The organism is Neobacillus soli NBRC 102451, assembly GCF_001591665.1.
Classification (GTDB): domain Bacteria; phylum Bacillota; class Bacilli; order Bacillales; family Cytobacillaceae; genus Neobacillus; species Neobacillus soli.
Genome location: NZ_BCVI01000053.1, coordinates 1 through 24392, shown reverse-complemented (window position 1 = coordinate 24392; position 24392 = coordinate 1). Strand labels below are relative to the sequence as shown.

26 protein-coding genes are annotated in these 24392 nt (G+C 44.8%); 5 read left to right on the top strand and 21 right to left on the bottom strand.

The features are described 5' to 3' along the window. Positions 1-579: 579 nt before the first annotated feature. Both BSO02S_RS18100 and ssb read right to left on the bottom strand, forming a co-directional pair. A complete protein-coding gene (locus tag BSO02S_RS18100) occupies positions 580-813 on the bottom strand; it encodes a hypothetical protein (RefSeq protein WP_066070593.1) in 234 nt (77 codons plus the stop codon). Continuing rightward, a complete protein-coding gene (ssb, locus tag BSO02S_RS18095; protein ID WP_066070590.1) occupies positions 803-1174 on the bottom strand; it encodes a single-stranded DNA-binding protein in 372 nt (123 codons plus the stop codon). The genes BSO02S_RS18100 and ssb overlap by 11 nt, the downstream gene beginning before the upstream one ends. A 244-nt stretch (positions 1175-1418) precedes the next feature. On the opposite strand from ssb, the gene BSO02S_RS18090 reads away from it, so the two are divergent. Then, complete coding sequence (locus BSO02S_RS18090) at positions 1419-1850, top strand: YwpF family protein (RefSeq protein ID WP_066070586.1); 432 nt, start codon at positions 1419-1421, stop codon at positions 1848-1850. 97 nt (positions 1851-1947) lie between these two features. Here BSO02S_RS18090 and fabZ read toward each other — a convergent pair whose 3' ends face one another. The 4 genes from fabZ to spoIIID form a co-directional block, all read right to left on the bottom strand. Then, entirely contained in the window at positions 1948-2382 is a 435-nt protein-coding gene (gene fabZ, locus BSO02S_RS18085; RefSeq protein ID WP_066070583.1) for a 3-hydroxyacyl-ACP dehydratase FabZ, read from the bottom strand. 95 nt (positions 2383-2477) lie between these two features. Further along, on the bottom strand, positions 2478-2861 hold the full coding sequence (locus tag BSO02S_RS18080) for a DNA-directed RNA polymerase subunit beta (protein ID WP_066070579.1): 384 nt from the start codon (positions 2859-2861) through the stop codon (positions 2478-2480). Positions 2862-3227: 366 nt separating this feature from the next. After that, positions 3228-4229: a rod shape-determining protein gene (locus BSO02S_RS18075; protein WP_066070576.1), complete on the bottom strand. Its 1002-nt coding sequence runs from the start codon at positions 4227-4229 to the stop codon at positions 3228-3230. Between the two features lie 196 nt (positions 4230-4425). Next, positions 4426-4698: a sporulation transcriptional regulator SpoIIID gene (gene spoIIID, locus BSO02S_RS18070; protein ID WP_066070572.1), complete on the bottom strand. Its 273-nt coding sequence runs from the start codon at positions 4696-4698 to the stop codon at positions 4426-4428. 770 nt (positions 4699-5468) lie between these two features. On the opposite strand from spoIIID, the gene BSO02S_RS18065 reads away from it, so the two are divergent. Then, positions 5469-5786 (top strand): MGMT family protein, encoded by a 318-nt coding sequence (locus BSO02S_RS18065; protein WP_066070570.1) that lies wholly within the window; start codon positions 5469-5471, stop codon positions 5784-5786. A gap of 206 nt (positions 5787-5992) precedes the next feature. Here the strand turns inward: BSO02S_RS18065 and BSO02S_RS18060 are convergent, their stop codons facing one another. The 8 genes from BSO02S_RS18060 to BSO02S_RS18020 form a co-directional block, all read right to left on the bottom strand. Further along, a complete protein-coding gene (locus BSO02S_RS18060; RefSeq protein ID WP_066070567.1) occupies positions 5993-7996 on the bottom strand; it encodes a penicillin-binding transpeptidase domain-containing protein in 2004 nt (667 codons plus the stop codon). Positions 7997-8260: 264 nt separating this feature from the next. Continuing rightward, the gene (gene spoIIQ, locus BSO02S_RS18055) at positions 8261-9112 is read right to left on the bottom strand and encodes a stage II sporulation protein SpoIIQ (protein ID WP_066070565.1); all 852 of its coding nucleotides are present in this window, start codon (positions 9110-9112) and stop codon (positions 8261-8263) included. Between the two features lie 169 nt (positions 9113-9281). Next, positions 9282-10259: a nuclease-related domain-containing protein gene (locus BSO02S_RS18050; RefSeq protein ID WP_169802769.1), complete on the bottom strand. Its 978-nt coding sequence runs from the start codon at positions 10257-10259 to the stop codon at positions 9282-9284. Between the two features lie 537 nt (positions 10260-10796). After that, positions 10797-11837 (bottom strand): stage II sporulation protein D, encoded by a 1041-nt coding sequence (gene spoIID, locus BSO02S_RS18040; RefSeq protein ID WP_066070556.1) that lies wholly within the window; start codon positions 11835-11837, stop codon positions 10797-10799. Positions 11838-12225: 388 nt separating this feature from the next. Continuing rightward, a complete protein-coding gene (murA, locus tag BSO02S_RS18035) occupies positions 12226-13536 on the bottom strand; it encodes a UDP-N-acetylglucosamine 1-carboxyvinyltransferase (protein WP_066070554.1) in 1311 nt (436 codons plus the stop codon). A gap of 32 nt (positions 13537-13568) precedes the next feature. After that, a complete protein-coding gene (locus tag BSO02S_RS18030; protein WP_066070550.1) occupies positions 13569-14354 on the bottom strand; it encodes a YwmB family TATA-box binding protein in 786 nt (261 codons plus the stop codon). A 147-nt stretch (positions 14355-14501) separates the two neighbouring features. Beyond that, the gene (locus BSO02S_RS18025) at positions 14502-14759 is read right to left on the bottom strand and encodes a DUF1146 family protein (protein WP_066070544.1); all 258 of its coding nucleotides are present in this window, start codon (positions 14757-14759) and stop codon (positions 14502-14504) included. Between the two features lie 193 nt (positions 14760-14952). Beyond that, positions 14953-15279 carry a YflT domain-containing protein gene (locus BSO02S_RS18020; RefSeq protein WP_066070541.1) on the bottom strand — a complete coding sequence of 109 codons (327 nt, stop codon included), beginning with the start codon at positions 15277-15279 and terminating at the stop codon, positions 14953-14955. A gap of 172 nt (positions 15280-15451) precedes the next feature. Here BSO02S_RS18020 and BSO02S_RS18015 point away from each other — a divergent pair, with 172 nt between their 5' ends. Together BSO02S_RS18015 and BSO02S_RS18010 are read left to right on the top strand one after the other, a co-directional pair. Continuing rightward, positions 15452-15805: an IDEAL domain-containing protein gene (locus tag BSO02S_RS18015; RefSeq protein WP_066070538.1), complete on the top strand. Its 354-nt coding sequence runs from the start codon at positions 15452-15454 to the stop codon at positions 15803-15805. Between the two features lie 93 nt (positions 15806-15898). Beyond that, positions 15899-16153, top strand: coding sequence for a GlsB/YeaQ/YmgE family stress response membrane protein (locus BSO02S_RS18010; protein ID WP_066070535.1), 255 nt, complete (start codon positions 15899-15901; stop codon positions 16151-16153). Between the two features lie 136 nt (positions 16154-16289). Here the strand turns inward: BSO02S_RS18010 and sigB are convergent, their stop codons facing one another. From sigB to BSO02S_RS17975, 7 genes are all read right to left on the bottom strand, one after another. After that, positions 16290-17078, bottom strand: a complete 789-nt coding sequence (gene sigB / locus BSO02S_RS18005; RefSeq protein ID WP_066070532.1) for an RNA polymerase sigma factor SigB — start codon at positions 17076-17078, stop codon at positions 16290-16292. Further along, positions 17044-17526, bottom strand: coding sequence for an anti-sigma B factor RsbW (gene rsbW, locus BSO02S_RS18000; protein WP_066070529.1), 483 nt, complete (start codon positions 17524-17526; stop codon positions 17044-17046). The genes sigB and rsbW overlap by 35 nt, the downstream gene beginning before the upstream one ends. Then, entirely contained in the window at positions 17523-17855 is a 333-nt protein-coding gene (locus BSO02S_RS17995; protein ID WP_066070526.1) for an anti-sigma factor antagonist, read from the bottom strand. Before BSO02S_RS17995 ends, rsbW begins: the two co-directional genes overlap by 4 nt. 109 nt (positions 17856-17964) lie before the next feature. Further along, entirely contained in the window at positions 17965-18855 is an 891-nt protein-coding gene (locus BSO02S_RS17990; RefSeq protein ID WP_066070752.1) for a CheR family methyltransferase, read from the bottom strand. Positions 18856-18863: 8 nt separating this feature from the next. Continuing rightward, on the bottom strand, positions 18864-21617 hold the full coding sequence (locus BSO02S_RS17985) for a CHASE3 domain-containing protein (RefSeq protein WP_066070523.1): 2754 nt from the start codon (positions 21615-21617) through the stop codon (positions 18864-18866). A 116-nt stretch (positions 21618-21733) separates the two neighbouring features. Beyond that, a complete protein-coding gene (locus BSO02S_RS17980; RefSeq protein ID WP_066070749.1) occupies positions 21734-22879 on the bottom strand; it encodes a SpoIIE family protein phosphatase in 1146 nt (381 codons plus the stop codon). Between the two features lie 160 nt (positions 22880-23039). Continuing rightward, complete coding sequence (locus tag BSO02S_RS17975) at positions 23040-23978, bottom strand: magnesium transporter CorA family protein (RefSeq protein ID WP_066070520.1); 939 nt, start codon at positions 23976-23978, stop codon at positions 23040-23042. A gap of 143 nt (positions 23979-24121) precedes the next feature. Here BSO02S_RS17975 and BSO02S_RS17970 point away from each other — a divergent pair, with 143 nt between their 5' ends. Beyond that, a complete protein-coding gene (locus BSO02S_RS17970; protein WP_066070517.1) occupies positions 24122-24391 on the top strand; it encodes a YbyB family protein in 270 nt (89 codons plus the stop codon). Position 24392 lies beyond the last annotated feature (1 nt).

The window sequence follows — 24392 nt, the reverse complement described above, 5'->3', positions numbered from 1 at the left end:
GCAAAAGAATTTACCAAAATCGCTTATTCCTCCAACGCCAATAACTGTGCATAATGCACACATCCCCGTGGATTCGTTTATCAGTCAGATTAAAGTGAATAAGCGCCACAAAGACAAGTTTTAAAAAATAAGATCAGGCCGCGAAACATCGAAGAAGCCGCTGACACAAAGGTCAGCGGCTTCCTATAAAAAAACAGGGGGGTTTTTCTAATAGTTTACCCCGCAGAATTATTTTTAAACATCCAAAAAAAATTTATTGTTCCGCGCCATCATCTACCCTTGAAATAAATTCTGAGACCTAGCCCTAGTCTCCTAATAAAGGCGGTGTGAGCAGAGTTAGGCCAAACTAAAATCGAGGGGAGGAATGTTTATATTCCACCTAAATTGCGGCGCTCCGCCACTTTTCCATACAAAAAAAAACTCCGGCAAATGGCGGCCAGATAAGAGGATGCAGTTGAAGTGACGTTTGATTTTCTTTAACAACTAAGGTCCGTTAGGCGGGGATATTTTTTAAACTATTCGCCGGCAAGTAAGTCTGGCAGCAAAAACAGTGGCGTTTTTGTTGAAGAGCAACGCATTTTACCCAACATGATATGGAATGTTTGCTGATGAAGATTCGTGTGGTTGTTCGGAGTAAATTCTGATGAGGTTGTCTCTTTCCTTTATTCCTTGCTGTTGTTCCTTTATGAGCCATTCCAGCTGGCTGACGCGCTTCTGCAGGCCGTCGACATTTTTATTTGCCTTGCCAACCATTTTTATTAAACTTTCAAGCAGCTGCTCTAAGTTGCTCTCCGCGTCATGGTTATACCCCAATGGCCGTTTCCTCCTTTTTCTGCTCGGTGATCACGTTGTGCGGCTTGGCGCTTAGAAAACGGATACTTTCGGCAATCACCTCTGTGACGTACACCCTTTTTCCCTCTTTGTTATCGTAATTTCGGGTTTGCAATCTCCCCGTGATGCCCACGACTGAACCTTTGCGGCAATACTGGGTCGTATTTTCCGCCGCCTTCCGCCACAGTGTGCACTGCACGAAATCGGCCTCAATCTCGCCGTGCTGGTTTCGATAATGCCGAGTCACGGCCAAGGTGATGTGGGTTACATGCGTTCCTTCCGCCGTTGACTTTAGTTCTGGATCCCGGGTCAGGCGGCCGACAAGTGTGACTTGATTGATCATTTTCCCCTCTCCTTCCTGTTTATGGTATTATCATAACGCCAGGGCTGTCAGCTTGTAAAACCGCGATATGGCCGTTATCAAGCTCACATTTTCGGGAATAGAGGGTTTTCAGCGGGCTTTTTGTCAAATTTTGCTTCAATTCTTCTCCCAACAGACGCAAAACTAAATTTCGACAATTATTTTTCGACATTTGCTTCTGCCGCTCATATGTTATAATTTAGAAAAAATAAATAGGAGGATTGCTATGAAATCTTTTAAGTTATACTCATTGGATGTGGTGGACGAGGACCGCTCGATTGAAGTCCCGTTAGAGGACGGCTTAATTCTCAATAAGGAAGACGACCGCTCCACTTGGCTGCTTGAGGCGTATACTGATTTGTCTCTCTATGATTATTTTAAAAAAATTTCCGAGCAGGACCGTGACATTATTGTCGAAGCGGTCATCACGAAAAAAGAAAATGCCCCTGCCTATTTTCAAACAAAAATTTGCTCGTTGATTAAATTTGAAAACAATATTAGCGTCCTGTTTGAAGGACATATCCGCCGCAACAAAAGCGACTACTCTGAGCTCCTACTCGAGAATCTCCTCCAAAAGGGTCTTGAAGGTTCGGCACTCCTTAGCGAATTTAGGGATAAAATAAAAAGCAAACCGAAGCTGAAAGTGAAGAATAGCTAGCGGAGAGCGTTTGTTGGAGAAATTTTATAGGCAATTGCACATTCTTAATTGCTCAAAAAAACGGCCGGAAATTCACCTCCGGCCGTTTCGCATTTGCTTATTCTTTTTTCTCCCCTAAAGCAAAGGTAATTTCCGCTTCACAGACAAGCTCGCCATCAACCGTGGCAACCGCTTTTCCCTTGCCGATTGGTCCGCGCAGGCGCACTATTTCGACTTCAAGACGAAGCTGGTCGCCGGGCTTGACTTGCTTTTTAAAGCGACAGCCATCGATTCCTGCAAAAAAGGCTAAGCGACCGCGGTTTTCTTCTTTTTTCAACATTGCCACAGCACCGACCTGGGCAAGTGCTTCGACGATTAATACCCCGGGCATCACCGGGTAATCTGGAAAATGGCCGTTGAAAAACTCTTCATTGGCAGAAACGTTTTTAATTCCGACCGCCCTTTTTCCGTCTTCGACTTCCAAAATTCGATCTACCAGCAAAAATGGGTAGCGATGTGGGATGATTTCTTTGATTTGATCGATATCGAGCATGGTATTAGTACCTCCTACTAGTAACAACTATTTAATTCCTATTCTACTACTTATAATAGACAAAAGGGAAGGGATATAGGAATCCCTTCCTCCATTTATTTTCCTTTATCCACTAAATCACGAATATGCGTCCACGTCGATTCCTTAAAGACGTCGGCAATTTTGCCGCCCCCAAGCATCCCGTAACCAACAACCGCCCCAGACGCCATGCACACGAAAATGAGTACAACGATAAGAATAAGACGAAGCCAAATCGGCATCAGGCGAATTCTAATCCGTTTGTTATTCGTGGGCGCTGCCCCTGCCTCTTTCTTTTCTTCGTTTATGACTTTGTCCTCTTTGGCATCGCTTTTCCTTTTGCGCTTCTCATTTTTCGCCCGATCCGCCGCATCTTTTTTCCGCTGCTGCTCCTCGGCTTTCGCTTGTTTGTATTCCTCTCTCGTTCTGATTGGCTCTTGGTTTGAATTATTTGCAGACATTCCTTAATTCCCCTTTGACTGAATTCCGTTCATTTGCGCTATTTATTTATTAAGCATCGTGACTACGGACTCAGTATGTTAATTCATATTATAACCAATTTTTATGTTCGGCCCCTATTGGGTTTATTTTTATAAAAATCCATTCATTCTTCTATTATAAAAAATTATTTGGAAATACTCATTAACTTTTTGCAGGAAAAAGTCAATCTGTGTAAAAATTGATCGAATTTTGGGGTTTTTGCATGGATTTGAGGAGTTTTGTGGGGCCGCGCAAAATAAAAAGCCCAATGATTGAGGCTTGTCCCGCCTGCTTCATTAGACTTTTGTTTGCTTCAGAGTAACTTGGTTTCTTTTTTCAAAAAAATATTAACCTAACTTTCGGTTTGGAATCCGGTCAATATTATCAAGCATGATGCCTGTGCCAATCGCGACGCAGTCCATTGGGTTTTCCGCCACAAGGACGGGAACCTTCAGCTCGTCAGCAAGCAGCATGTCGATACCGTGCAGCAATGCTCCGCCTCCGGTCAAAATAACGCCGCGGTCAATGATGTCCGCCGAAAGTTCCGGCGGTGTGCGCTCAAGCACACTTTTTGCTGCTTGAACGATAACGGCCACCGATTCGCGTAAGGCGCCCTCGATTTCTTCCGAACGAACGGTAATCGTGCGCGGCAAACCGCTTACCATATCACGGCCGCGGATTTCCATTTCTTCCGAACGTGACCCAGGGAATACCGTACCAATGTTGATTTTAATATTCTCAGATGTGCGTTCACCAATCAACAGCTTGTACTCACGCTTGATGTAGCTGAGGATTTCGGCGTCGAACTTGTCGCCGGCCATTTTGATGGAGGAAGAAGTCACGATATCGCCCATTGAAAGTACAGCAACATCTGTCGTTCCTCCCCCGATGTCCACCACCATGTTTCCGCTTGGCTGGAAGATGTCCATGCCAGCGCCGATTGCCGCAACCTTTGGCTCTTCTTCAAGATAAATCTTTTTCCCGCCGCTTTTTTCAGCAGCTTCCTTGATCGCCTTTTGCTCCACGCTTGTAATATTCGTTGGGCAGCAGATCAAAATGCGCGGCTTTGATAAAAAGCCTTTCACGTTTAACTTATTAATAAAATGCTTTAACATTGCTTCAGTAACATCAAAGTCAGCGATAACGCCGTCTTTCAACGGGCGGATGGCGACGATGTTCCCTGGTGTACGCCCGACCATACGGCGAGCTTCTTCACCAACAGCAAGAACGCGATTTGTATTTTTGTCAATTGCCACTACAGACGGCTCATTTAATACGATTCCACGGCCTTTGACGTGAATTAACACGTTAGCCGTTCCCAAGTCAATCCCAATATCTCTTGCAAACATTCTCTTTTCTTTCCTCCTTGGAAACAAAAATCCACATACTTTTCCTAATTGTTAATTGTATCATATACGTTACTATTTCCATAATGTTTTCCATTAGAAACGTAGGATTTTGCAGAAATTTGTCGGAATAGGAGGATTCCAAGAGATTCTTTTTTGAAAAGCTTTCCTTCCACTAAGGATGCCTGGAAAATGCGGCTTATTTGACAGCCTCGCTTTCCTTGTCTTCTTTTTGGTATTTCATTTTTGTTGCCTCTCCACCCCGGAGATGCCGGATCGATTTATGGTAATCTAGAATTTCTTTAACCTCATTTGCCAGTTCTGGATTAATCTCAGGAAGCCTCTCTGTCAAATCCTTATGGACTGTACTTTTGGATACGCCAAACTCCTTCGCAATCACGCGAACCGTTTTCCTCGTCTCCACGATATACTTTCCAATCTTGATAGTTCTCTCTTTGATGTAATCGTGCACACTCTCGCCCTCCCTAAAATGGATGTGAGTAGTGTGAAATAAGAACCCGCTTATCACTTCGACTAATTCTGCTTCCGCAATGGTGGCTCAGTAATGGTGTCACAGTTATGGCATCACTGCAGCGGTGTCACTGCAATGGTGTCAGGCACCATAAAAAAACATTTGTCCTCTGTAGGTGGACACCATCTAGAACGTTGGTGTCAGGCACCAGCAAAAGACATTTGTCCTCACCTGGAGGACACCATCCTGACACGGGTGTCAGGCACCTTGCGGCAGAAAGTATCTTACCTTCTGTCAATATAATGACTAATCATGTCCCCGGCTGTATATCCGCTCATTTCAAACGACTCCTCACCTCAAACACTCTCTTTGTAAAGGTTTGTAACATCTTATTAGCTTGGATACGGGATTATGCAAGAAATAGTCAATCAGGACAACGCCTGCGCGGGAGTCTTTCGAAAAATGGACATTTTACCTATTTTCGACATCCCCACAAAAGCCCGTCAAATATAGGTTTCCTTATGGAAATAACCGAATGATACTATTATTTCCTGAGAAATTTGTCGACAGAAAAATATTATTCAAATCTGAAATCATTCCATAATTCCCCGTTTCAAAAGTTATCCAATCCATCAAACATGCCTTTAACGGCTTCTTTAAAAATTATATAATGGGTCATATCTTGCTATACGCAGAAAAAGTATGTGTGTGGGAAAAACAAACGACCAGCAGAAAAATGATTATTAAAATTTGAAAGGATCGTACGTATAATGACACCTTTTACCGAAAATGTAGTTGAAATTATTCGCAGCATTCCCGAGGGCAAGGTTGCGACTTACGGCCAGATCGCCAGGCTGGCTGGAAGCCCCCGTGCTGCCCGCCAGGTCGTCCGCGTCCTTCATTCCATGAGCAGGAAGCATCAGCTTCCCTGGCACCGCGTCATCAACGCCAAGGGGCAAATCGCCCTCCAAGACGACGAGTCTTACAATGAGCAATGGCTTTCGCTTGAGGCAGAAGGTGTCCAAGTAGGGCTAAATGGGGGAATTGATTTGGGGAGGTATCAGTGGATCCCTCCTAGTAACACATAAAAATAAGCTAGGGAGGCCATTTATTTTCCTTGATGGCCTCCCTAGCTATACTTAAGTGCGTGGATATCACGCACGGTACCTGGCATGGTGGATCGCGCGGTGGAACCCTGGTGCCTGACACCGGTGTACCTCCTGGTGCCTCGTTTGGTGCCTGACACCGGCGGTTCATGCGCTACCCTCTCGCACAGTGCCTGACACCACTCAGTTTATTTCCTCTGCATAAAAATATTTTTCACTTTCTTCACCGCGATCCCCGAACCGCCCCGGCCCAGAACATCCTCAACCATCATCGCCACCATCAAACTCGGCGACTTCGTATTATAAGCAATGAACCAGCCGTTTTCGGTCCCAGTTTCACCCTGCTTCTGCTTTAACTCCGCGGTCCCAGTTTTCCCAGCAAGCGGATAGTCCGCCATATCAGCCTTATGGGCGGTCCCGTTCGCGTCACCAACAACCTTCCGTAAATCCGCCGCAATCAGCCCGGCATGCTCGCCAGAAACCACCGCCTCTTTCAGCACCTGACCCTTCTGCTCGGCTTCCAATAAAATCGGCTTAATCATATTGCCATTATTAATAAACGGCGTATAGGAAGCCAGCAAATGAACGACGCTCATCTGAATTTGTCCCTGACCATAACCGGAGTCAGCAAGCGCTATTGCCCCGTCGAGCCCGCCGATCGTTGATTTCTCCAACGGGAATGGAAAATCAAGCTCCTCCTCAAAGCCAAACTTCTTCAACCCGTCCGCAAACGTAGCCTTGCCCATTTTTAACGCTGCCTGCGCAAAATAAATATTATCAGAATAAACGAATGCCTTTTCCAGGTTTACCGGTTCTGTCCCCGCATGTACCCGCGTCACAAAATAACCGCCCCACGATTTATCCTTTTGCCATTTCGCCCCAAGGATTGGCACCGACTCATTCGCCGTAATCGCCCCGCTGGACAAACCGACCGCTGCCGTAATAGCTTTCATCACCGACCCCGGCGCATAAGCCTGCTTAAAGCGCGTTGTGAGAGGCTGCTTCTTGTCAGCCTGCAACGCCTTCCATTCCCCCGCCGAGAAGCCCAGCGCGGCCTGGTTCGGGTCAAACGAAGGGCTGCTGACAAGCGCCAGCGTTTCACCGCTCACAGGGTTCATCGCTGCTGCCGTGCCTGCCTCGCCATCCAGCTCATCAAAAATCGACGTCTGCACATTCGCATCAATGGTCAGTTTAATCTCCTTCCCATCAGCCACCGGTTTTTCGGCCAGCACCACATCCTCACCGCCAGCCTTCTTTTTAATAATAATTTTGACACCGTTCGTGCCCTTCAACTGCTCGTCATACACTTGCTCGAGCCCTCTTTTTCCTATCACATCACTACTCGTATATCCTTTGTCCTTCCGTTTTTCCAGCTCATCAGCAGTAATCGCACCCACATAACCCACCAATTGCGCCGCCGCTTCCCCATAAGGATAAATCCGCGCCCCGACTTTGCGCGTTTGCACCGGCTCAAGCGCAACCAACTGGGCAATCCGCTCCTGATCCTGCATCGACACCTTCTTCAGTGGCACAAACAACCCCGGCTTCACCCAGCTCGCGTTCAGTGCCTTGGTAATTTGCTCACGATTCATTCTTAACAGCGATGCCAACGGCTCCATGACCTGATCCGTCATCTTCCCGGCCACCACACCCACCTCGTACGCCTGGCCATTCACCGCCAGCCCATCACCGTTGCGGTCGACAATCTCCCCTCTTTGAGGCGCAATTGTGCTCACGCCAATCGTGTCACCCTCTTGCAATTCTGGAAAAATGAACTCAGTATCCCAGTCTACATACCAGTTCTTCTTATCGTCCTTGCCTTCCTTTTGCAAATTCGCTTTGTGGGTGAATGCAATAGCACCCGCACTGCTGTTCATTTTGGCGCTAAAAGAATACGTTGCTTTCTCTTTTTTCGCCTGTTTATCATCTTTTGGCTTTTTGAAGTTAATCTTGAGGTCTGAAATCTGGAGGTCTTCATAGATTTTTTGATAGCGGCTTGTAAACTCATCTTTGGTGATGCCCTCTTTCGCATCGTTAGAAAGGTAATCATACATCTTAGCAAACTTTTGCTGATTCCATAACCCTATGTACTCAGCAAAACGATCCTCCGGCGTCGGCTCCTTACTACAACCAGCCAAAGCCGGCAGAACCAACAAAACAAGCGAAAACAACAACCCAACAACCTTCCTCAAAACAAACCCCTCCCTTTCCTACCATTCTAAAACAAATTGGTGTCAGGCACCATTAAAAGACATTTGTCCACCACACGTGGGCAATAAAATTCACTAGTGTCCATTGGTGGTGGACACATTGGTGGTTTTGTCCATGACGGGTGTCAGGCACCATTACTCCTATTTAGATAGTGCATAGACTCAAAATGGTGCCTGACACCCTTAGTTAAAAGGACGCAAAAAAAAGAGGAAAGTTTTCCCCTTCCCCTTTGTTATGCTCTGTTATTATGAGTCTTGGTTTTTTGTTTTGTCTGTAGATTCTTCGTCCACTTTTTCTTTATCAGAAGACTGGTCGTCGGAAGTGTTATCTTGATCTTCAAACAATTGCTCTTCCTTAGACTTTGGACTTACTAATGAATCTTTTGATTTGTCGCCCGAAATCTTGGCATCCTGTAATACACTCAACGATTTGTTAAAGTAGTTCGTTGGGTTTACCGCCACGCCATCTTTGCGAATTTCAAAATGCACATGTGTTCCAGCTTTTTCATTGAACAAGCTTTGCCCAGCCTTGGCAAGAATTTGTCCCTGTTTAACCTGTTGGCCAACCTCGACCTTTATGTCTTTAATTGATTGATATTTCGTAACAATGCCCTTGTCGTTTTCGATTTCAATGACATTCCCTAGGACCGCATCATCTTCATCGACACGTGTAACGGTGCCGCTGAGCGATGCCACAACATCAAATGTTTCGCCGTTTTTCACAGTAATATCGACACCAGTGTTTGGCTGGTACCTATTGTTGTAGAAAACTAAAGCCGCTTCCTGGTCTTCTGTTTTTCCATCGAAATCATAGAATTTCGTTTTCACGACAGCCTCATCTGCTTTAACCACTGGCATTTTGAAGTTTTCCAATGCTTTGCTGACCTCAACCGCTTGCTCTTGGTCTTTTTTACCAGCAATATCAGTGGATTTGTAATCGTATTTGTCTGTCGCACTGTTGCTCGATTGATACCAAAGTACTGCGGTCAAAATGATTGCTGCACTTGCAATATAAATGGCTGGAAATACCCAACGCTTTTTGAAAAAGCGTTTTACGCTGGAACTTTGAGAAGATCGTTTGTTTTCTTCCTCTCTCATTTTCATCACCTCAGCAATCATTCTGAACAGATAAGTAGAATTATATACACTAGTCTAAAAAAATTTTTTGTAATTAGCTTTCGACAGTGTGAATGTTTTTATGCATGAAGGTGGAAAAAACTTTTTCCAGGAGGTTATTATGAAAATTTTGAATTGAGTGCTGCCGATTCTATTTTTTCTTTTTTGAAAAATAAACTCGGTTTCTGAAAGTGCCGCTAAATGGTAAATTCATCGAGGCTAAAATTTTCCCTCCTACACTAGGGGAAGAAACAAGGAGAAATGCACGAAGCTCAGCGCTGGTTATTGATGGTTTGATCAAAAGAAAATGGTCATTGATTGCCGGTATATGGGCGGTTTTGGATTTCAGGTTGCATTTTGGACAGCACCAGCTGCCATAATGATAATTCATGGGTAAAAAACGGCAGGTGGGACAGATGACTCCAGGGAGGATATCTTCTTTGGGAGATAAGTGGAATTGTTTCAGGATATCTGGGTTTTCGGGCGTATGCCTCGAAAGCAGAAGCCGTCTTAATTTTCGCAGCTCTTTCGCATCTAGTTTCTCTTCTTTATGGAAATGTTCCAATTGATCCATTTTCTCCAATAAAGTTTCACTATTGCATATATGGCGGGTAATATGTTCGTTTCCGGGGTCTGAGAGGATTATGGTTTTTTCGTTACTATTTACAAACAAGTAGTGGACTGGAAGCTCAATATTATGGTCCCTTAACCAGCCTCTAAGTTTCCTTGCTTGAAGTTTCGCCTGTGAAACAGGATTATTGATTCTTTCCTTCTGCCCATTTTTCTTACAGGTAACTTGATTGAATTCCTTTTCAAATTCCAATTCTCCGCTTCTGTTCTTCACTTCGAGGACTAATGCGAAGGCTCCGCAAAGAACGAGAAAGTCAATTTGAAAATAGAAACCCCTATATAGAAGGCGTATACCATGGTAAATTTGGTATTTAGATTCGGACAGCATGCTTAAGTGAAAGTACATGGATTTTTCCCCACGCTGTCCTGCCAGCCTGCGTTTATATTCGTTCATAACTTCGGGCCAAATTGGATGCAAGTAGGCCAGTCTCCCGTTAATAAGAGCTTCTAACTTTTGAATTCTTAATGATATGTTGCTGCATTCTTCTATCAATGACATCATTCCCTTCTTTTAGGAAACTTTTTCTCTTGTTCCCCCTCCTTCTCCTGCAAAAATTGACACGAAATTATGACATTTTTATGGCCTTTTCTTTTTACTTTCGACTTTGAACATTTTACTGTCCGGTTCCGGGATTTACTGTCCACTTTTTTCATTTTACTGTCCGGTTTTAGCCATTTACTGTCCACTTTCAAACATTTACTGTCTGCTTCAAAAAATCCACCCTCAAAACAGCTAAAAAGCCAGGCGGGCAGCCTGGCACAGGTCATTTTCTCTCAAGCATCTAATTTCAGGCCCACTAATATGATAGATTCCTACCGAAGGTCCATTTAAATTACCCTTTTAGGATGAGCTTTTTCATTTACTTTCCACTTTGAACATTTTACTGTCCGGTTCCGGGGATTTACTGTTCACTTTTTTCATTTTACTGTCCAGTTTTAGCCATTTACTGTCCACTTCCAAACATTTACTGTCCGAATCCTAAATCCACCCTAAAACCCACACAAAAGCCAGGCATCCTACGCCTGGCTTCCAATCCTATTTCTGCGCCGTAATCGTCTCCAGCATATTCTCCGCGGAGGTAATCTTCACACCCTGATAGTAGTGCTTCACAATCTCCTGATAATTTGAACCTTCGCTCGCCATACCGTTCGCGCCGTACTGGCTCATGCCCACGCCGTGCCCGAAGCCCTTCGTGGTGATGACAATATTGTCACCCTTCCGCTCCCAGACAAAGTCAGATGACCTCAGATTCAATTTATCACGGATATCTACCCCGCTTAAAACCTTCCCATTAAAATCAACCTTGCCGACCCGTTTCCCCTTCGTGCGATCGACAATTTTTCCTATCGTTGACCCGGAACCAAGTTTAACGCCGAGCTGTGCTTCAAATTGCTTAACCGAAACCACCTTCTGGCCATTAAGCTTCGGAGATTTTTTATCCCATGGGCTTGAGACACTTCTTAAATAAGGGATGTTGCCCGGCCAGACGTCCTCTGAATTTTCCGTGTACCCATTACTAGTGGAGAAGAACAATGCATCGATAGGCTTGCCATTATAGGTCAAGATTTGACCCGCCGTCGCTCTAACTGCCTGAACAATCTTCTTCTTTTTCATGGCATAATTCCGGCCCCAATCCTTCCGCTGCTCATCATCGTTCATATAAACCTGATGGATTTGGGTATCGGAGACCTGAGCGCCCTTTGGTAAACCCATTTTATCCTTGCTCATTAATTTATTTACGATATAGGTTCTTGCTGCCAGCGCCTGAGCCTTAAGAGCCTCCTCCTTAAACTCAACGGGCATTTCTGCAGCCACAACACCAACGAGGTAATCCTCAAAGTGAACATTCTCAATTTTTTTCTTTGAGGAACGGAATACTGCTACTTCTATCGCGGGATCCGTCGTCGCAGAAGGCGTTGCTGCGGCTTCTTTCGCCGGGGCCTTTGTCAGGTCTTCCCCTAACTTTCCGCTTGCATGCTGCTCACCTGAGAAGGGTAAGACAAGCACAGCCGGGATAATTAACGTCAGAGCAATGAGAAGTGATCCTAGTACGATGAGTGGTTTGATTTTTTTCATGAAAGTGCCTCCAGTTTGTAAAATTCACAGCCGACACCAATCGCCGGTTTGCGTCTTCCATTCATACATATGGAGGCGGACAAGCATTTATTACAGCTTTTTCAAAAACCCAAACCCATTAAACCACTCAAAAACACTTCATCCACGAGTGTCCACTACAGGCGTACAAATGTATTTCTGTGGTGCCTGACACCACTACATGACACCACTACTCCACACGTGGACAAATGTCTTTCCACGGTGCCTGACACCACACAACACCACACCCACACCCACACCATCACAAACCACCCAAACACCGCACAACAACACCAAATACCAGCTCACAACAAAAAAACAGGACCTGATGCATCTCCAGGTCCCGTTGTTTTGGTTTTATTTAATTAACTTATGCGTTCATGTCTGATATGAAGGTTTCAACTTCTGTAAAGGTTTCTTCAACCTCATTCACGCGTTCGATATCGGCACCTAGTCGAGCTAGCTTACCGTGGAAATCGACGTAGCCGCGGTCTAAGTGTTTCAACTCAGTCACGCGTGTCACGCCTTCAGACACCAAACCAGTCAAAACTAACGCAGCTGCTGCCCGTAAGTCTGTTGCAGATACTTCCGCACCCTGTAGATTCGAAGAACCATTCAAAATCACAGAACGGCCTTCAATTTTGATATCGGCATTCATGCGGCGGAATTCCTCAACGTGCATAAAACGGTTCTCGAACACCGTTTCAGTGATCATTGAAGTGCCGTCAGCACGAAGCAATAACGCCATCATCTGTGATTGCATATCCGTTGGGAAGCCTGGATGCGGCATCGTTTTAATGTCCACCGCGCGCAAGCGCTCAGGACCAATGACACGAACGCCATCCTCTTCCTCGCTAATCTCCACGCCCATTTCCTCCATTTTTGCAATCAATGAAGAAAGATGTTCAGGAACTGCGCCTTTCACCAACACATTTCCGCCCGTAATCGCCGCAGCAACCATAAAGGTACCTGCCTCAATCCGGTCAGGAATAATCGCATGTTCAGCACCAAACAACACATTGACGCCCTCAATTCGAAGCGTACCAGTTCCGGCACCGCGTACGCGAGCACCCATCTTATTCAAGAAATTCGCCAAATCCACAATTTCCGGCTCTTTTGCGACGTTTTCGATAATCGTCGTGCCAACCGCAAGGGTCGCTGCCATCATAATGTTTTCAGTAGCGCCAACACTTGGGAAATCCAAGTAAATCTTCGCTCCCTTTAAGCGGCCATCAACCTCCGCCTCAATAAAGCCATTTCCTACCTTCACCCTAGCACCCATAGCTTCAAAGCCCTTGAGATGCTGATCAATCGGGCGCGATCCAATCGCACAGCCGCCAGGCAGGGCAACACGGGCCCGGCCATTACGAGCCAATAATGAACCCATTACAAGCACAGACGCGCGCATTTTACGAACGTATTCGAACGGCGCTTCCTCTTTTAACACTCTGGATGCATCAACTACAACTGTATTGTTTTCAAACACCACTTCTGCATTTAAGTTGCGTAAAACTTCATTGATTGTGTATACATCGGAGAGTGTAGGTACATCACGAATTACACTTTTTCCGTCACTTGCTAATAATGTTGCAGCGATAACAGGCAGAACGGCATTCTTTGCGCCTTCAACTTTGACCGTTCCATAAAGCCTTTTTCCGCCGCGGACGATGATCTTTTCCAAGAGTATTCCCCTCCGCGTCCATTTTCTCTATATTAATATTCAATCGTTATGATTGGTGTGCCAACTACAACAGTAGTCTTTGCGCCCAATCCTTCGGAGCGTAATCCAATTTGTAAATTCATGTTATCTCTTTGATCCTCAAGGGTGCCTTCAAACATCGGCGATTTCGCCGAAACAGACATGAATGATTCCTCTTTTAACGCTTCGACTTCTTTTGCATTAAATACAGACAGTAAATGACTTACTGCCGCAGGTAAAGCCGTCTCAATCTTATCACTGACAATGCCCTTCATACAAGAGAAAACTGTAGGTTTTCCTCGAAATATGTCGCTTTGCCTATTTTTAAATTGATCGCTAGTGAAAAAGGCCTCTGCCGCCTCATTCCACGCTTTCCCGCTAACACTATATACTATATACGCATGGACAGGTTGTTTTGTGTGGGTTGCCATAATTTGAAGCATTTCCTTGTGGTTTTTCGTTGGAGGAGAGACTGCGACAACTTCCCATTTCTGGCTGGTATTTGTAACAGACCAATCCCAATCAGGAAATTTTAGCTTAAGCTCTTCCGCATATTCCTGTACTTCCTGCACACTCTTCATGCCGGCTAAATGTTCTCTTGCATAAAAAGACCATTCATTGAGCAAAATATCTTCGGCTTGTAAAACCGAACCAATTTTAGCTAAATCCTGAGCGCCAGACACTTCTTTTTGAAAAATAGAGCCAATGCCGCCAGCTTCAGTAGTTTGGTTCCCAATAACAACCAGGATAAAACTCACAATCAGTATCACGCCTAAAAAAATTCGAGTATTTCTCTTCATCTCTACTCCCCCTTACTTACCATTGTTACCAGTAAGAAGCGGAGCATACTTGGGAAATGTCGTCACTTTTAGACAAATTCCATTGTTCATTTCCACACAAAGAAGATTGTACTCAATTTTAAGACAAATGGGAACATGTACGAAGACCTAAATATTTACCAATTTGATGTTTTGCAGGATCAGAGGCAGTTGTTTCGACCATTGGAGATAATCAAGGAAAAAGTTACTAACAGTTGATCCGATGACAATGGCTAATAATATGTAGAGTAATCGCGCCTGGAACACATGATTCGCCTTCAGCAACTTTTCCAAACGGAATGCCTGGAGCGCCCACCATGAAATCGCAATAAAAAACAAATGAGACATGATGCTCAACAACGCTATTTGCCCAAAATCATTTATCACCCTGCTGCCTCCTTTTTTCACACAATGCCTATTCTACCATATTGACGGATGAAAGTCCGGAAAGTTTCCAATTTAGTTATTTTTGGAAAATTTAAAATTCAACCCGCCCTGCCTCTTCTTATAAAAAACGGATAGGAAACAAAGAAGGGCTCCTTCATTTCCTATCCAGGTTTTCATTTCTATTGCATTCACCTTAAGCTGATTTTGTTGCAATCAGCACGACTCGGCCCCGGTCCAGCTCCTCTTCATACTGCTCCGCTTCGCCTTGGGATACCCCCAAGGACTCCATTTTCGAGCGCAGTTCATCGCCCCGCGACCGAAACACATTGGAGATTGCATCGAAGACACCTTGTTCCGCCACACCAATATCATCAACATCCAAGGCATCCGTCAAATCTTCAGAACGTTTTTTATCATGGGCCAGCAAATAAATCTCATCCTTGGTGTATCCCTGAGTCATAAATTGTTCAATTTCCCTGCGTGCTTCCACACCATTTTCTACAATTTTTACATTTTCCATGTTGCATACCTCCTATTGTTAATTTGTTCTGCTTGTCTTTCTATAAGGTATATAACCGCTTTTTGAAAAATTAAAACCTTTTATTCTATTAGGTTAACATTGCGAACCAGCGGGTATATAGAAAGTACTTATCGTATTTACTGGTAAGCCTTAAAAAATTGGAGGTGCCTTTATGAAGAAGCTTTTATGTAAATATTGTGGGAACGCGGAATTCTATGTAGTAAATTTACACGAAACGGTGTGCAAGTGCGGATTGCGATTAACGAAACTTAATGATTATCGCCGGGAAGGTCCGCAACACTGGGAGGATCACTTTTTTCCAGATCAAAAACGACAAGCCGCAGTGATTGCGAAAGCCAGCTTGTTAAAACGGGAAATTGACCAATGTTTGGACGAACGCAATGAGGAAAGATTTAAAAAGTTGTCATTGGAATTAAAGGTCTGCCAAAAGTTTTTAAAAACACGGGAAGCCGATCCCAACCACCGCTTTAAGAAGAGGTTGAAGGAAAGCTCCGATAAAGTTTAACAGAACAAGCAACAGATTATAGGTTTTAAACGTTAAAAGGCGGGTACTTACATTACTATAAATTAATTTTAAATATTGAGAGGAGAGATTTTCATGGGATTCATTTGGGCATTAATTATTGGAGGCATTATCGGCTGGTTAGCTGGACTTATTATTGGTAAGGACGTTCCGGGAGGCGTAATCGGAAATATCATCGCAGGATTTATCGGAGCCTGGCTTGGTTCCTTTCTATTAGGAGACTGGGGCCCGGAGGTCGGAGGATTTTATTTCATCCCCGCACTGATTGGAGCCATTGCCTTAGTCTTCATCCTAAGCCTTATTTTAAGAAGTGTAAAACGTACAGCTTAACACTAATAGGAAGAAAAGACTGCAGCCGCAGTCTTTTTTTTATGGGAAGAAAAAAAGATAAAACAGGGGTCAGACCCCCAGCACGTTAACGCGGTAACGCAGTGGGGGTCTGACCCCTGTTTTATCATCTTCCTATTTATGTTACTCCTGGATAGGCCTCCTTAGCCAGTGCCTTTCGCAGTTTTTCAAGCGCCTTTTTTTGCAGTCGGGAGACGTGCATTTGCGAAATCCCCAAATATTCCCCTGTATCCTTTTGACTCATATTCTCGACAAACGTACAATGGATGATTTCCTTTTCTCGGTCTGATAGCACATGAAGCACGCTCTCTAGCAGCAGCCGCTGGTCGACCTCTTCAAAGCCTTTCTCGCGCGAACCAACCATGTCGAGGACCGTAACCGTGCTGCCCTCTGATCCCGTTTCAATCGATTGATCAACAGAGGCGGATTGGTAGCTTTTTCCCATTTCCATTGCCTCTAGTACTTCTTCCTCGCTCACTTCCAAATACTCGGCAATTTCCACAATCTTCGGTGAGCGCTGCTGTTGATATGTCAGCTCGTCGACGACGGTCTTCACTTTCGGCCAGAGATCTTTGATGCGGCGCGGCACATGGACACTCCATGTCTTGTCCCGAAGGAAACGCTTGATTTCACCAATAACGGTCGGAATTAAAAACGATTCAAATGATTTCCCCATATTCGGGTCATATCTTCTGATTGCCCCTAATAATCCGATCATGCCTACTTGCGTCAGATCCTCATGAAAACTTCTTCCTTTTGAATACTTTCTCGCCAAGCTTCCGACCAGGGCTGTATAATGCTCCACTAAAGCCGTTTGCGCGGCTTGACACTCAGTCGATTGAAAATCTAAGATCAGGGCATCGATCTCTTCCTTAGTTGGTTTTATCGGTCGCGATGGTTGTGTCATGATTTTCACGCTCCTCACTTAAATACTTCGCCATGAAGACCGTTACCCCAGAATGATTCAACACACGAACTTCATCCATGAGTGTTTCTATTAAATATAGACCCAACCCTCCCTCTGCCAGTTGATCGATGGTACTTGATTCCGTGTACGGACCCAGTTCGTTTCTCGTTTTTTCAAAATTAAAACTCACCCCGCTATCAGCGACCATGATTTCTAATTTGTCCTCGTAAATACCAAAGCCGATCGTCACTTCGCCGCCTTCATCCTTTTTATAGGCATGCTGCACCGCGTTCGTACACGCCTCACTGACGGCAATCTTGATATCCTCGATTTGCTCGTATGTATAGCTCATTCGGCTCGCAATTCCCGATAACGTCAACCGAATCACTCCGACATAATCTGGCTTAGCAGGTATCTTTACTTCAATATAATCCATTGCTTGTTTCATAATCGCCCGCCCTCCGAATCTGAAGAAATATTGAGGATGTTACTTAATCCGGTAATTTCGAACAACCGTATCAGCCGGTCTGACAAGTCAATCAGCTTTAATTCCCCGCCATTTTTCTTGAGCTGTTTGAACAACCCAATGAATACGCCCAGCCCCGTACTATCCAAGTAGGACACGTCCTTAAGACTGACAATTAATGCTTTGTTCTTCCCTTCCACAAACGGCGATAATTCCTCTCTTAGCTTTGGGGCCGTATAGACGTCGATTTCCCCCGCAACATGCACGAACGTCTCTCCATTATTGTGATGTTTATCTATTTTAAGATTCATATCATAATCACCTCAACACTTATTTTAGTTGTTACATACCCACTTTCTTGAAACCTTAAACCTTTTTTTAAAAAGAAAAAAAGAAAAAAAGGGGTCAGACCCCGGCACGCTAACGCGGTAACGCGGTGGATGACTGACCCCTACGGTAGATTCGTTCTTGTGGATTAAATTCCTCATATTGCACGCCTTTGGGCATAAACAGAATCGATTCTTTACTTCCTAGTCCGATCAAACCGCCATCGGCCAGGCTGTCGTGAATCAAGCTGTGCACTTTCTTCTGCAAGTCGTTGTCAAAGTAAATCAGCACATTTCGGCACAGGATGACATGAAACTCATTAAACGAACTGTCCGTCACCAAATTATGCTGGGCGAAGATGAGGCGCTCATCCATCACCGGATGAAAATAGGCATACTGATGGTCTGTTGTATAATACTCCGAAAAGGCCTTACTCCCGCCTGCGTTCAAGTAATTCTTCGTATACTGCTGCATTTTCTTGAGCGGGAATGCCCCGTTTTTCGCAGCGGAAAGCGCTTTTTCATTCATATCTGTCGCATAAATGGTTGTCTTGTCCGCCAGTCCCTCCTCGAGCATAACAATCGCCATCGAGTAGGCCTCCTCACCGGTCGCACAGCCCGCATGCCAAATCCGAATCTCAGGAAGCTCCCGTAGTAAGGGAACGACCTGGCTCCGGAAGGCGGCAAAGAAGCTTGGATCGCGAAACATTTCTGTCATCCGGATCGACAAATCATTCAAGAGCCGTTCCAAAAACGCTCGGTCGTGAAGTACTTTTTCCAAAAGGGCCGTGATGCTTGGCAGCCTTTCTGCCTTCATCCGGTTCAGAATCCTTCGCGACAAGCTGGCCCGGACGTAGCCGCGAAAGTCATAGCCATACATCTGATACAAGCCTTCGAGAAGCAGATTGATTTCAATCTCTTGAAGTTCGGTTGGCACAAACGTCTCTGCTTCTGTTGTTACAGCCGCCCGAATGCGGCGGTCCATTATGTGATTCAATCTGGGTTCACCTGCTCTGTCAGCCAGACCCGCATCAGCGAGTAGAGCTGATTAATATTTAATGGCTTCATGATATAATCCGAAGCCCCTGCTTCCATACATTTGTTACGTTCGCCTTTCATCGCCTTGGCCGTTAACGCGATGATTGGCAGATTTACCAGCTTTAGATCGTAACGGATGGCCTCCATCGCCTCGTAGCCCCCCATCACCGGCATCATGATATCCATGAAAACCATGTCAACATCGTCTTGGTTCTGCAAAACTTCTATGGCCCGCTTACCGTTCTCAGCGATTTGAACCGTCACACCCTTTTTCTCGAGGGCGGTGACAAGTGCAAAGACATTGCGGGCATCATCGTCAACGAGAAGTACTTTCTTCCCTCTAAAAAGCTGGTCATCCGAGCTTACGGTTTCAGTAAGTTCGGGCGCTGGGGCGGCTGCTTCCTCTGCTGCACTTCCCTGTTCCACCATCAGACTGCTTGCCACTTCTTTAAATGCCGAATAATCGACAGGCTGGTGATCGCTCTCTTCTTGCCTGCTCGGTATATAGATGGTAAACGTGCTGCCCTTATTAGGCTCGCTGTGGACAACAATCGCTCCGCCCAGCAAATGAGTAAATTCACGGCAGATTGATAAGCCCAGGCCTGTCCCTCCATACTGCCGGTTCGTCGTCCCGTCGACCTGTTGGAAGGCATCGAAGATAATTTCCTGCTTGTCAAACGGAATGCCGATTCCGGTATCGATTACAGAAATTGATATCACAGGTTCCACTCCATCAAGACCAGGTAATTCCTGAATATGTTCTGGTTTGGCCAGTCCAATTTGGACCGTGACCGATCCTCGTTCGGTAAATTTGAAGGCATTGGATAATAAATTTTTCAAAATTTGCTGCAATCTTTGTCCGTCGGTTGAAATAACTGAAGGAACATCTGGTTCGGTCAACACCTCAAACGTCAAATTCTTCTGCGCAGCAATCGGGTCGAACAGGTTCTTCATCGTCTGCGGAATTTCGGTCAGGTTGACCTCATCTGTCAAGATTTCAATTTTTCCCGCTTCAATCTTTGATAAATCAAGGATATCATCTATAAGGCGAAGCAGATCGCCGCCGGCAGTATAGACGACGCTAGCGTACTCCTCTACCTCGGACATCTCCATGTCGGCATTATTCTCGACAAGCATTTGCGATAGAATCAGAATACTGTTCAGTGGTGTGCGCAGCTCATGTGACATATTCGCTAGAAAGTCGGTTTTGTATTGCGAACTCAGCTGTAGTTTCAGCGAATAATCTTCCAGTTCATCCTTCGCCTTTTTGAGCTCGATGGCCCGCTTCTCGGCAGATTGGTTCTGTTCTTCCAAATAATCATTGCTGATGCGCAGTTGTTCTTGCTGCATTTGCAATTCTTCGGATTGTGCTTGGAGCTCTTCCGATTGTGCCTGCAATTCTTCGGTTAAAACTTGCGATTCGGTGAGGAGCCTTTCCACTTCCATCCTGCCTTGTACACTCGTAATCGCCGAGCCAAATTTCTCTTGGAGCGTATCCAATAAGGTAAGGTGCTGGGAGCGGAACGGCTGAAGCGCAGCGAACTCGACCACCGCTTCCACTCGGCCCTCCACGACAATCGGTGCTATTAATAAATTCCGGGGTGAAGACATGCCAAGGCCCGTCGTCACTTTAATATGATCTTCCGGAAGCTTGTCAATCAGAAATACCCTTTGATCTAGCGCACATTGACCGACCAATCCCTCGCCCAAGCGAAAGCTGGCGCTGGCAGGTTCCTGATCTGCTACTGCATAGCTGGCTGCTGGGACAAAGTCAATCCTTCCTTCATGACTCCTCCTTAGGTAGACGACCCCGTATGCTGCCTCGAGCATGGGAGCAAGCTTTGTAATAAAGGTTTGCGTCAGAACGGTAACATCGGTTATCCCCTGATAGATTGTCGATATTTCCGTCAAGCTTTTCTGAACCCAGCTCTGTTTATCGAGACTGCTCAGCAGACCGTTCACGGCACTGGCCAGTTCCTTCGTCTCATCTTGTGATTTCACTTCAATCCTTGTGGAAAGGTCGACCTTCTCATCGGTTATACTCCGAATCGTATTGACCACCTGGCGAATGGTTCGAACAATCGAGTTAGCCATGATAACGGCGACAGCTAACGTCATCGCAGAAATCAAGAAGATAATCGTATACAAGGTTATTTTAAAATTGGCATTGTTCCGATTGATTCTATCCATCCGTTCAGCTGTCAATTTCTTTTCGGCAGTAAGAAAGGTATTAAACTGCGTCCGAATTTGATCTGTTACTCTTTTTCCTTTATTTTCCGCAAAATGCTGATTCAAAGCGGCTTGGTTATTTGCTTTTTTTTGCTCAATTACATACTCGCCCGTATTTTTTATCCAGCTCGAAATCAGTGGTTTAATCTCCTCCAACGTGTGCTGCTGGCCGACGTTGCCTGCTAACATGGAATGGAGTTTATTATAGTTATCCAGCCAGCTCCTGCTGCCGTTATTATAAGGCTCGAGATACTCCTCATTTCCCGTGAGGGCAAAGCCTCTCATCCCGGTTTCCATATCGAGGACATTCTTTTGAATCTGATTCGCTAAATCGTGTAATTCAATTTCGTGATTGGAGACATAATCCATCTCTTTCTGCATATCTGGCATTCTATCATTCACGACCAGCAGTGAAAGACCCAATGAAATCAGAATCATTAAATAGCCTGAAATAATTTTAGCATGAATGTTAAAGTTCATCCGTTTGATTGTGACCGCCCCCAGGTATCGTAGTCAAGAATAATATCCCTTATTCTACCATACCTTTACAGGGCAAACAGCAAATATGAACTAAAATGGGACAATTGACAGGGGCGTCAGGCCTTTGTTGAAATCATCACGAGGCACATATCGTCCTTCGCTTCCTTCAGCTGTTCCGAACATGGCTGTAAATGGGTCATTAATGAGGCAGGATTGTCGAGGTCCTTCTTTTGAAAGCCATCGATGATCCTCGATAGGGCATCCTCATATTCCTCTTCCAGCCATTCCGACAGCCCGTCCGTAAACAGGAGAATCCGCGCCTCATCCTTGTATGGAATGACCCCTTTGGTTACCTCAATATTTTCAAAAAAACCAAGGGCGCAGCATCCTTCCGTCAGCAATTTCACTTCATCATCCACAATCGTAATACCGGCCGGATGGCCTGCATTCACGTACTCGATCGTCTGCTTTTCTGTATCGAGCACAAAGTAAATTGCTGTAAAATAATAGTTGATTAAAATATCAGGCATATGTAATTGATTCATTCTTCGGTTCAGCTCCTGTATGACGGCCTCCGGATCACATAGGCTCGTTATCGTGTCCTTTAAGGCGGAATAAATATACATACAGACAAGTGAGGAAGAAATCCCATGCCCCATCATATCTAGCAAAATAATGCCATAGCGATTCGGACTAATCTTGTACCAAGCATACAAGTCGCCGGCAAGTTCAAATGAAGGTTGATAGACTGCCGAAATCGTTACATTTCCTTCCTGAATCGGATGGCTTAACATGCTTAATTGGACTTCCTTGGCGACATCCAACTCATATTGGATCCGCCTATCGCGTTCCTTCCGTAAATCCTTCTCATACTTGATCCGGAGGACGGAACGAATCCGGGCGAGGAGCTCGATTTTATTAATTGGTTTCATGACGTAATCTAGCGCACCCGCATCCATTGCCTCGGCCATTTTATTGGAATCTCCCATGGCCGTGACAAAAATAATCGGCAGGTCCTTGTAGTGCTCATGTGCTAGAATCGTCCGGCAGGCCTCGACCCCATCAATTTCCGGCATCATCATGTCCATCAGAATTAAATCAATGGATTCTTCTTCCACTGGTTCAGACTTACCGATTTGCAAATACTCATATAACTCCTTGGCAGATGACAGCAGCACCAATCGCTTATAACCGGCCATCTGCAAGATTTTTTCCACAATCATTAGATTTGTTTTATTATCATCGACAATGACAATTTTCATAGCCATCCGTTTCGCATCCCCCTGGCGTCAGTCCCCCGCTCTGTTAACGCACTAACTCAGTACAGGTGACCTAAGAAATTTGAGAACCTTCTTGGTATTTTCTACTATTATCATACCATGTACCCCCTTTTTTCAAATCCAAAACGCCCTTTTTTCCGTTCTATTTAAAAAACGACCCCTTCTTTTTCCCTTTTAAAAGGTCACCTGTCCAGCCTTTGACTTTTAAATAGCCGTAAAGCAGAACCGTAGAGACGACAATGACGAGGATGGATAGGAGGTAGCTATACTTCCATTCGAGTTCGGGCATATGCTTGAAATTCATACCCCATAATGCCCCAAAGGCCATGATTGGCGTGAAAATCGTCGTCATGACCGTTAAAGTTTTCATAATCTCATTTCCACGATGGGAGGAAATCACTTCCTCCAACTTAATAATAGAATCCATTTCATGTTCATATTCGTTGAGCAGCGCCATCGCCCGTTCAATTCGTTTGCACGTACAGGTAAAAATCTCCGCGCTGCTTTCTTCTTTAAAATTCAATTCCTCCATCGCCATCCTTAACTCCAAGATGGGTATCAAGAGACTTTTCCAGATTAATAGTTCATGCCTGCGTAAATAGACTAATTCAAAAATTCTCATTTCATTTCTTTTTCGTATACTCCAAACCAGCGTTTTGAGGGCTTCCTCAAATTGATCAATCTCCACTAACATTTCATTCATCAATTCTCCTAGAAAAATTAGAAAGCCGTCGACGGCGTTTTCGGTCTGCTCGATTTGTCCCAGCAGAAATTCAGGATCGATATGTTTAAGGGAGGACAGGTTGAGGTCAACGGTCATTAATTGATCAGTAGTTACATGGAAATGAAAGATTTTATAATCACGTTCCTCATGGAAATTCTGCTGATAAATGAGCGAGCCTTTCAACACCTTTTCTCCATCTTCCAATACGCCCACACGCAGGCAATTTGTTCTATTTTCACGGACTTGCTCGAGCCAGTCGTTGCTCCCGCAGCCATCGATTGAAGAGTTCCCACGATCAATCTCGTTTTTGTTTAACTGAAGCCATTTCCACTTCTTATCACCGATATGTTTCTCCATAAGAATCTCCTTAACCGTTTTTCCTCTACATCCCCGTTTTTGAGCTGAATGAAACGTAAATGATGTTTCAGTGACAGCAAACAGGGTATTCAACTAGTAAATAGAAAATAGCCTTTCAAAAAATTAACAGGAGGTTTTTTATTATGAGTCGAGGCTTAGGCGTGACATCACTTATGGTCGTTGGAATTGGTGCATCCGCTGCGGTGTGGTTATCTTCGAAACCGAACAGATTAAAGGCAGAAAGTCTCTTACGCGATTGGAAACGGAAAATTAAACCGACGATTTATGAGAAAAGCGAAATTCTTCCCATCGAAAAGGGAGGGCACCCCCATCCACATGATTTAGAAGATAACAATATGGTCAGCGAAGGCGCCATGTATTCCGTGGATTTTTATAACAAGAAAATGCAATAAG